This window comes from Desulfobaculum sp. (assembly GCF_054921475.1).
Genome location: NZ_JBUDSW010000135.1, coordinates 1 through 9,458, shown reverse-complemented (window position 1 = coordinate 9,458; position 9,458 = coordinate 1). Strand labels below are relative to the sequence as shown.

The window sequence follows — 9,458 nt, the reverse complement described above, 5'->3', positions numbered from 1 at the left end:
TTCGCGAATACGCAGTTGACGCAAGGGGTTGGGGCCTGCTCGGCTCTCGGCTCGTCGCCCGCCGCGTGCGTCCTATCCGGCGTCGGCGGGGTCGTCTCCGGTGATGGTGCAGGACTCGCCAAGGCGCGTTGCGGCAAAGACCTGCATCCCCGGCCGCGCCACCTGCTGCGCAAAGTCCGGCAGGTGCGCCGTGTTGCCAAAGCTGTGCATGGGCACAAGGCACGCCGGGCGCACGGCGTCAGCAAAGCGCGCCGCACCGGAGAGGCCGGGGAGGCGCGGGTCGCAGTTGGTGAGGGCGATATGCGGGGCAAAGGCGCGCACGTGTTCGATGGCGGCGCTGAAATACTCCGCCGTAAAGGCGTTGGCCGCGTCGCCCGCTTCCGGCCATATCCACTCGGCAAGGTCGCCGCCGTAATATATGCGCCAGCCGCCAAGGCGGATGAGAAACGCCGCGCCAAGGTCGTTGCTGGCCATGGCCGATACGGACACCCCGTCGTCAACGTGCGTCCACGGTCCGGGCGCGGGCGGCGGGTCGCCGGGGGCGGGGATGACGGCGCCGGGCAGGTCCAGCTGGGGCACCATGTCCGGAACGTCGTCGGAGAGGATATACCGCGAGCTTCGGGCAGCGGCGAGGATGTCCAAAATATCCGCCGAACAGTGATCCCCGTGGCTGTGGGAGAATGCGGCAATGGCGTCTTGGCCGGTGACCAGTTGGGTCAGCGTTGTGGCGGCCTTTGCCGGACGCTGGTCCGGTGCGGGCCAGTCAAAGACAAGCATCCGCCCGCTGGCGGCGATGCAAAAGCAGTTGTGATGGATGGCGTGGATGCGTGCTTGCATAATGGATATGATGGCGTAGGCTCTCGGGTGGTGAAAAGTGTTTTTTCGCGCGCCCTCGCAGTGCGCGGCGGAAAGGCCCGTCTACAGGGGCATCAATTGGGGCACCAGTTGGGGCGTCTGCTGCGCGCGCCAAGGCGGGGAAACCCGCGCCAGCCGAGGCGCTTGTGACAAAAAACGCGGTGGACACAGCACGGGAAATATGTGATTGACAATGCCCCATTGCGGCGACGTGCGTTGTGCGTGCGCAGCAATTTGAGTATCCTGATACGATTGAATCCACAATCCCCCTTTGCGGGAAGGACGATGCCGCGGCCCGGCCGCATGAATCGAAAAAGGGGAACGATATGAAGAGCATAATGAATTTTGCCCTGTTCCGCGACGCTCCCGGTGAGCCAAACGGACGCAGGATTGCCGTTGTTGGCGCCGGTCCTTCCGGAATGGCCGTTTCCGGCTATTTGGCCTGTCAGGGCTATCATGTTGAAATTTTCGACAAGATGCCCAAGCCCGGCGGCCTGTTGTTTTTTGGCATTCCGGACTTCCGCCTTGCGGTGGAACGCGTTGAGGAAGCCGCCAAAATTTTGCAAAAGGACTACGGCGTCATCTTCCACCCGTGTGTGAAAATCGTGGGGCAGGACTCCACGGACCACGACGAAGGCGACGACCTGATGCGCGAGACCATCGCCCTTGAGGACCTGCGGCACGACTTTGACGCCGTGATGCTGTGCACCGGTTCGTGGCGCTCTCGCCGTATGGGCATCCCCGGCGAGGACCTTTCCGGCGTGCTGTCGGGTCTGGAATATCTGTTCCCACTGCGCGGCGCGGCATGCAGCAAGGATATTTGCTACTCCGATGCCAAGGACAAAAACGTCGCCATCGTCGGCGGCGGGCTTTCCGCCGTGGACGCGGCGGACTGCGCGCTTCGCAGCGGAGCAAACAAGGTCTACATGCTGTACCGCCGCACCAGCAACGAAGCCCCCGCCGGTCCCTACGAGATTGCCCTGCTGCAGGACCGTGGCGTCATCTGGCGCGAGCTGACCTTGCCTGTGCGCATCCTTGGCGAGGAGACCGTAGAGGGACTGGAGTACATCCAGTGTTCCCTTGGGGAGCCTGACGAGAGCGGACGCCGCTGTCCGGTGCCCGAGTCGGGGTCCAATCAGGTGCTGGACGTGGACCTCGTCATCACCGCCGTTGGCGAATTGCCCACGGTTCCCGCCTCGGACAAGGTGGACATCGGCAAGGTGCGCAAGCAGGCCACAGGCTGGCCGCGTATGACGCCGCTGGAAGGCGTCTTCCTTGCTGGCGACGCCCTGAACGGCCCCAGCAAGATTGGCTGGGCCATCACCAGCGGTCTTGAGGCGGCTCGGTCCATGGAAGAGTGGCTCGACTTTGCCGCAACCAGCGACTAGCCCGCGCCACCAGCGGAATCCATCACCGGAGAACGATATGTCCGACAGCAAGAAAGACCAATGCCCAAAGACCAAATGGGTTGATTATTCCAAGTGCATCGGGTGCGAGTCGTGCGAGGCCATTTGCAAATTCCTCCACGGCATCCCGCGCATTCAGATGACGCAGACTGACGAGGGGCTGGCGTTTCCCCTCTACTGCCACCACTGCGAGAACCCGCAGTGCATCAAGGCCTGCCCCGCAGGCGCCATCAACAAGACCGATGAGGGCGTGGTCATCCACAGCCCCACCATCTGTCGCGGATGCCGCGCCATGAAGTGTATGGAGGCCTGCCCCTTTAACGCCATTTACCACGCTGGCGGCGTGGTGCCGGTTACCAAGTGCGACCTGTGCGCCGCGCGCCGCCGCCGGGGCCTTGGCCCGGCCTGTGTGGCCATCTGTCCGGCAGAAGCCATCTACTTTGTGGACCGCGAGGAGCTGCAGGAACTCCGGACCAAGGAGTCCCTCTCCGCCCAGAAGCTGGTCATGAAGCAGATACGGCAGATGCGGGGCAAATAACACGACCGACCACAAAGGCCGCGGGCACCCCCCGCGGCCTTTTTTTCTGCCAAAACCACAAAACGGGAGAAGTACCGATGAGCGTTATGGCTGAAGTATCGTTGTTTCCGGTGGACAAGGGCGTCAGCCTCAGTCCGTGGGTGGCCCGCGCCGTCACCATCGTCAAGAACAGCGGGTTGGACTATTCCCTGAATCCTATGGGGACGGTTCTTGAAGGAGAGTGGGACGAGGTGAACGCCGTCATATCCCAGTGCTTCAAGGCCATCGCCGCTGAAAGCGAGCGCGTGTATATGACCGTGAAGGTTGATTACCGCGCCGGAAAGGGCGGACGCATGCAGGCCAAGCCCCGCTCCGTTGAGGAAAAGATGAAGGCCTAGCACCCCGCCCTCACGCGTGCCTACAAAAAACGTCCAGCCATTGGCTGGACGTTTTTTTGTGTGTTGGCGCGGAAGTGTGGCCGCGCGGTTATGCTATGGCGCGGCGGTTAGACCTTGGTGTTGAATATGGATCGCGGGCCGCCCGGGTCCGGGAGGGCGAGGGTTTTGCGGTTGCAGATGCTGTCGAGGGCTTGGGCGTTGGTGTCCGGCGTGCCCTGCCATTCCACGATTTCGTATTCCGGTTCCCAGAAGTTTTGCGATGGCTCGGAGGAGGGCGCGGCGTGTGCCTTTTCCCCTTGCGCCGCGTCACCACGGGGAATGCCCGATTTACCGGGTTTTCCCGAGAGGTCGGCCTCGTCCATAGTATACGAGCCTTCCTCAGTGGTGACGAGCAGCTCAAGCAGCTTGTGCCGTCCACAGGAACCCTTACAGCGCAGTCTTTTGTAGCTTACGTTTAGTCCCACGTCGTGCTCCTTCACAACGTTTGAGGGCCGGGGCCCGTGTGCTCAAAATGGACGGGCCGTCGCCGTCCTGGCAATCGGTCGTCGGGGCCGGGAACGCTGTGGTCATCCACGTGCAGTGTGGCGGCGAAAAGCTGGCCGCCCGGCCGCGCACATGGCGCGGGCCGGAAAGGAAGACGCACACCTTGGTAGAGTACATCATTGGCGGTTTTGTGCCTAGGAGGGGTACAGGAAAAAGTGAAGGAAAAGCCCGCCAGAGGCTGAATTTCACCGCAACCACCCCGCGATATTGGTGAAGTTTGCAGGGGGGCAGAATCCTTGGCGAAACTGCCACATGGGGCGGAGCGCCGGGGTGGGCGAGGAGCTGAAAAGGCCCATATGGCGGGCAGAATGCGCCGCGCTTGGGGAGAAGGAATGGCAGGGAAGGCACTCGCCTCCCGCCCGTTGTGGCGGGGGGAAACGTCTTGAGGAGTGCGCGGCACCGGATGTGTGGACTGTTGTTACGCAAAAATGCCCGCACGCCGCAGAGATTTGGATGTAACGCCTTCTGTTGTGTGTGATGGTGAGCGGGGAAGTGTCGGGAATAGTGTATGTTTTTGGCTGAAAGGTCTTGCTTTTTGCAGTGGGTGTGGCATAGTTGTGCAAAAGTGTACATCTTTATCGCATCCACCGTGATGCAGGCAATTCCATTGAGGAGCGGGATTTATGTCAGGTAAGAACATCTATGTTGGAAACCTTCCTTTCAGCGCCTCGGAGGATGAGGTGCGCGCCCTGTTTGAAGAGCACGGAAGCGTGACGTCTGTACGGCTTATTGAAGACAGGTTTACCGGTCGCCCACGCGGCTTCGGCTTTGTTGAAATGGACCAAGACGGAGTGGACGCCGCCATTGAGGCCCTTGACGGCACCATGTTTGGCGGGCGCCCCCTTCGTGTGAATATTGCCAAGGACCGCCCGCGACGAGAGCGGACCCCCTGGTAGCCCACCCCTTGCCTGCGCCGCATGTGCGGCGCGCCAAGCCCCCGGCGCCCTTCCCGGGGGCTTTTCTTTTCCCCGCCCACCGTGTACGCAGGCAGAACGCGTTTTTCGTAACGTAGTGGTGTATTTGCGTGTGCAATTTGTTCGCAAAGGAAGGAATATATCCATGAAAAAGCATCTGGTTTCAGTGCTCTGCGCCCTTGTGGTGCTGCTGACCCTTGTGGCGGGGCTGGTCCCGGCAGCCTCCGCCGAAACGGTTATCAAGCTCGGCATCGTCACGCCGCCCGGTTCCGCGCAGCATGTGACGGCGGCGCGCTTTGCCGAGTTGGTGCAGGAGCGGTCCAACGGGGCCTACCGCGTGGAGATTTTCCACAGTGGATCGCTGGGCACGGAGACGGAGATTCTCCAGCAGGTGCAGATGGGCGCTGTGGAAATGGCCATCTGTACCCTTGGGCCCTTTGATACCTTTGTCCCGGAAGTGAAAGTTGTCAGCTTCCCGTTTATGTTCCGCGATTATGCGCAGGTGGACGAGGTGCTCTACGGGCCTCTTGGTGACGAGGTGCTGGCGGCGCTTGAGCGAGCGGGCTTTAAGGGGTTGTCCTTTTCCGAGAATGGCTTTCGGAACCTCACCAACGACACGCGCCCGGTCCACAGCCTTGCCGATGTGAAGGGGCTGAAGATTCGCGTTATGCAGTCCACCCTGCATAAGGAGCTGTGGCGCACCCTTGGCGCGAACCCCACGCCCATGGGCTGGCCCATCTACTCTGAGCTCCAGCAGGGGACCATTGATGGCCAGGAAAACCCCTTGTGGGTGGTGTGGACCGCCAAGCTGTACGAAGTGCAGAAGTACCTGACCCTGACCGGGCACGTGTATTCCGCCCACGTAGACGTAGCCAGCCTTGGCTGGTTCAACGCGCTGCCGGAGCAGACGCAGGCCATGCTGAAGGACTGCATGCGCGAGGCGTCGCGCTATCAGCGGGAGTGGAACCGCGCCAATGTTCATGACTTTTTGCAGAAGCTGGAAGCCGCCGGAATGCAGGTGGAGACGCAGCCGGACCTAGCGTCCTTTAAGGGGCGTGCGGAGTCGTTGACCAGCATGCCGCTGTATGCGGACCCGGCAACGCGGGCGCTGCTGGAGAAATTCCTGAAGGCCACAGCGGGCAAGTAATTTTGGCGCAGGGGCGGCGCGCTTATCGCGTTGGCCTTGAGAAGACCCCATTTCGCGGCGGCGTGGCGGCAGAGGCCCCACGCCGCCGTCGTGGGTGGGGTGTGGGCGCCGGGTGTGCCGGGGCGCGGGCAAGTGAAGAGGCGTCTACGGCGCGTGATTGTGAGGGACGGCATGGCGGACGAATCCGCCCGCACCGCGCGGAAGTGGCAGGGCGCTGCCTGCCGCGCGGGCCAGACGCGGGCAGCGTCGCCGGGCCGGGTATGCAGCGCATTGCCGCGTCTGTGGGCAGGGCGTTGTCCCTTGGAGAGGCCCCGGCGCATATGCGGCTGATGTGCGGCGGGCGGTGCGCGGCTTTATCAATGATGCCGGGGGGATTGGTGCCCCTGCGGCGCAGCGTTGCGGGCGCCGGGAAATGTGCAGACAACGCGGGGCGTGCTGTGTATGGTGCCCCGCATGCAACAGTCCGATTCCGCCAAGCTTCGTAGGATATACCGCGATACGAATCTTCAGATATTGTTCGGCGTGACCCTTGTGGCCGTGATGGGCGTTTCCAGCATCGCCCCGGCCCTGCCGAGGATGCTGCACGCCATGGCCATTCCGCCCGCCGAGTCGTGGTGGCTTATCTCGTCCTTTACGGTGCCGGGGGTGCTTTTTGCGCCTGTGGCCGGTGTGCTGTCCGATACCTACGGGCGCAAGGCCGTGCTTGTGCCGTCGCTAGTCATCTTTGGCCTGTTTGGCGGGCTGTGCGCGCTCACCACCAATATGTGGGTGCTGGTGGGGCTGCGCTTTCTGCAGGGCATTGGCGCGTCGTCCCTGTGGGCGCTGTGCGCCACCATTATCGGCGACATGTACGCCGGGCGCGAGCGCATGCAGGCCATGGGGTATAGCGCCAGCGTCTTGTCCATTGGCACCACCATATTCCCCCTCGTGGGCGGCGGGCTGGCGGCTGTTGGCTGGCAATGGCCCTTTGAACTGCCGCTGCTTGCGCTGCCGCTTGCCGTGGTGGTTGCGCTGTGGCTCAAGGTGCCGCAGCCGCAGGGCAAGGGCGAATTCATGAAGCAGATGCGCCGCGCCGTTGTGCGGGCCTCGTCCCCGCGCGCGCTGTGTTTGTTCGCCACCACCGGCGCGTCCTTCATCATTTTGTACGGCGTTATTATCACCTACCTGCCCATTTATCTGTCCTCCACCTTTGCGGCCACGCCGCCGGTTATTGGGTCCATCATCGCCATATCCAGCCTGACATCGGCGGGTGTGGCGTCGCAGGTGGGGCGGCTGTCCGGCTGGGTTGCGCCTCGGACGCTGCTGGTGGCGGCCTTTGTGCTGTACGCTCTGTCCGCTGTGCTCATTCCGGTGATGCCGGGGGCGTGGAGTGTGGCGGTTCCTGTGCTGCTCTTTGGTGTGGCGCAGGCCTTTAATATCCCCACAGTGCAGGCGCTGCTGGCGGGGATGGCTCCCATGGAAGAGCGCGGCGCATTTATGGCCCTTAATGGCATGGTGCTGCGCATTGGGCAGACCCTTGGGCCTTTGGTTATGGGCACGGCCTACACCCTTGGCGGACTGCGCGGGGTGTTCTGGACCGGCGGCGTCATTGGCGCGCTGATGGTGGCCGTGCTGACCGGTGTGTTTGTCTTTGGCCGGGGTTTGGATGGGCAGGAGGAGCGGACAAGGGCGCAGTAGCGCCATAGCAGAGGCCGGGCACGTCCCGGTCCGGAATGACTTTTGGGCGACCCCGCATGCGGTGTCGCCTTTTTTGTTAGGCGGTGGCTGGCTCGGGCAAATGGTCCGACGCGCAGTGGTCGGGCAGGGGGAAGCTGATGCTGACAAGGGTGCCGTTGTCATTGGAGTAGGTAAAGGCGCCCTGCAATTGGAACGTGACAATGTTGGTAATAAGGCGAAGCCCCATGCTGGCCGCAGTGGCCGGTGCGAAGTCCGGCGGAATGCCCACGCCGGTATCGGCCACGGAGATATGCACGGTGCCATGCTCAAGCCACAGGCGCAGGCGCAGGGTTCCCTCTGCGCCGCCGGGAAAGGCATGCTTGAGGGCGTTGCTGACCAGTTCATTGACCACCATGCCGCAGGGGCTGGCCGTGGCGATGGGCAGGGACACGGGGGTGAGGTCGTACTCAATGGTGATGCGCCGCGCGTCAAAGACCACCTGCAGGTGGGCCGTGAGTTGGCGCATGTACTGGGCAAAGTCGATGGTATCGAACCTGTCGCTGCGGTAGAGCAGGGTGTGCACCAGGCTGATGCTGTGAATCTTTGTGGACAGGTCGCCGGCCAGTTCGGCCACGGCGGGGGTGTCTGCGCGGCGCTGGGCCATGTCCAGAAGCCCGGAGATGACTTGCAGGTTGTTCATGACGCGGTGGTGCACCTCCTGCAGGAGCATGTTTTTCTCCTCCAAGGATTGTTCTATGCGCCGCTGCATCACCGCGCGCTCCGCGATTTCGTTCTCAAGGCTGGTGTTGGCGTCCTGCAGGGCCTTGGTGCGCTCGTCCACCAGTTCCTCCAGCCGCTCCTTGTGGCGGCGCAGTTCGGATTCCATGGCCTTGCGCTCGGTGATGTCGATGCCAACGCCAAGGACGGCGGAGTGACCTTTCGTGGTGAAGGGAATTTTGCTGGTTTCGTAGATGCGGGTTTGTCCGCCTGCGCAGGTGAGTTCTTCCTCGTAGCCGATGCGGGAGGTCCCGGTGCGCATGACCTTTTTGTCGTCCATAATAAAGCGCACGGTCTGCTCGGGCAGGGGGGAGGTGAGTTCCGATTGCTTTTTGCCCACCAGCTCCCACGGTTTGAGGCCGTGGATGGACGCGACGGACGTGTTGGCAAGGATGAAGCGGCTTTCTTCGTCCTTGGCGAAGATAAGGTGCGGCACAAGGTCGATAATCTGCCGCAGCTGGGCTTCGCGCAGGGTGAGTTCACGCTCGGTGACGCGTCGGGCGCTCAGTTCCTCATGCGTGCGGCGCTGCTGCCGGTGCAGCATGTAGGCGACAATCATAAATAAAATGGCCGTCACGGCTGTGTAGAGCCATACGGCGGCGGTATTGTCGTACATGGTGACGGAGTAGGTCATCAGCCCAAAAACTGAGCCGTCCGCCTGCGTGAGGGGGACCTTGAAGCACACCCCGGGGCGGCCATGCAGGGTGCAGTCGTTTTTGCTTGCCGTTTTGGCGGCAAGGGCGGCCTTGGCGCGCTCGGACGGCTGCGTGCCGACGCGTTTGGGGTTGCTGGAGGCGATGATACGCGGCTCTGCGCCGGAGGGCTGTGTGCTGATGATGTTGATGGTCATCACGCTGCTGCTGTGGCGCGCGAGTTCTGTAAGCTCGTGCTGAATGTGGGGGACGTCTTCTGGGTGGTGAGTGAGCTCGTAGGCGAAGTGGCGGGCCAGTGCGCCCGTGGTGTCGGCAATGCTGTTGAGATGGCTTTGTTTATTGTGCTCAATGGTGGTGGCAATGGTCAGAACGGTCAGCGAGATGAACAGCACAAGGTACACGAGCAGGGACAGATTGGTCCCGGCTCCGGTGGAGCGGCTGGCAGCGGGCGGACGTGGTGCGGCGCTTGAGGTGGTCGGCATGGCGGCGGCGTCATACTCCCTATGCGAAAGGGTGGTTGGAGCATCCCGTGTGGGAGGATACTCGTTCTTTCGGCATAGTCGAGAACGCCGTGCGGGGCAAGCTGCTTTGG

Annotated in this window: 9 protein-coding genes; 6 read left to right on the top strand and 3 right to left on the bottom strand. The window is 62.6% G+C overall.

Translation table 11 applies throughout. From position 1 onward, the window contains the following. Positions 1-72 precede the first annotated feature (72 nt). A complete protein-coding gene (locus ACY69P_RS09995) occupies positions 73-837 on the bottom strand; it encodes an MBL fold metallo-hydrolase (RefSeq protein ID WP_462327352.1) in 765 nt (254 codons plus the stop codon). A gap of 344 nt (positions 838-1,181) precedes the next feature. Between ACY69P_RS09995 and ACY69P_RS09990 the strand changes: the two genes are divergently transcribed. The 3 genes from ACY69P_RS09990 to ACY69P_RS09980 all read left to right on the top strand — a co-directional run bounded on the left by ACY69P_RS09990 (position 1,182) and on the right by ACY69P_RS09980 (position 3,176). Then, positions 1,182-2,243 carry an FAD-dependent oxidoreductase gene (locus ACY69P_RS09990; protein ID WP_459898534.1) on the top strand — a complete coding sequence of 354 codons (1,062 nt, stop codon included), beginning with the start codon at positions 1,182-1,184 and terminating at the stop codon, positions 2,241-2,243. 37 nt (positions 2,244-2,280) lie between these two features. Continuing rightward, positions 2,281-2,799 carry a 4Fe-4S dicluster domain-containing protein gene (locus ACY69P_RS09985; RefSeq protein ID WP_404844129.1) on the top strand — a complete coding sequence of 173 codons (519 nt, stop codon included), beginning with the start codon at positions 2,281-2,283 and terminating at the stop codon, positions 2,797-2,799. An 86-nt stretch (positions 2,800-2,885) separates the two neighbouring features. Next, complete coding sequence (locus ACY69P_RS09980; RefSeq protein WP_462327351.1) at positions 2,886-3,176, top strand: MTH1187 family thiamine-binding protein; 291 nt, start codon at positions 2,886-2,888, stop codon at positions 3,174-3,176. A gap of 107 nt (positions 3,177-3,283) precedes the next feature. Here ACY69P_RS09980 and ACY69P_RS09975 read toward each other — a convergent pair whose 3' ends face one another. Then, the gene (locus ACY69P_RS09975) at positions 3,284-3,640 is read right to left on the bottom strand and encodes a hypothetical protein (protein WP_459898539.1); all 357 of its coding nucleotides are present in this window, start codon (positions 3,638-3,640) and stop codon (positions 3,284-3,286) included. A 702-nt stretch (positions 3,641-4,342) separates the two neighbouring features. Between ACY69P_RS09975 and ACY69P_RS09970 the strand changes: the two genes are divergently transcribed. From ACY69P_RS09970 to ACY69P_RS09960, 3 genes are all read left to right on the top strand, one after another. Further along, a complete protein-coding gene (locus tag ACY69P_RS09970) occupies positions 4,343-4,615 on the top strand; it encodes an RNA recognition motif domain-containing protein (protein ID WP_404844132.1) in 273 nt (90 codons plus the stop codon). Between the two features lie 163 nt (positions 4,616-4,778). After that, a complete protein-coding gene (locus ACY69P_RS09965; protein WP_462327350.1) occupies positions 4,779-5,780 on the top strand; it encodes a TRAP transporter substrate-binding protein in 1,002 nt (333 codons plus the stop codon). 453 nt (positions 5,781-6,233) lie between these two features. Continuing rightward, positions 6,234-7,457: an MFS transporter gene (locus ACY69P_RS09960; protein WP_459898543.1), complete on the top strand. Its 1,224-nt coding sequence runs from the start codon at positions 6,234-6,236 to the stop codon at positions 7,455-7,457. A 76-nt stretch (positions 7,458-7,533) separates the two neighbouring features. Here the strand turns inward: ACY69P_RS09960 and ACY69P_RS09955 are convergent, their stop codons facing one another. Beyond that, entirely contained in the window at positions 7,534-9,348 is a 1,815-nt protein-coding gene (locus ACY69P_RS09955; RefSeq protein ID WP_462327349.1) for a sensor histidine kinase, read from the bottom strand. Between the last annotated feature and the right edge of the window lie 110 nt (positions 9,349-9,458).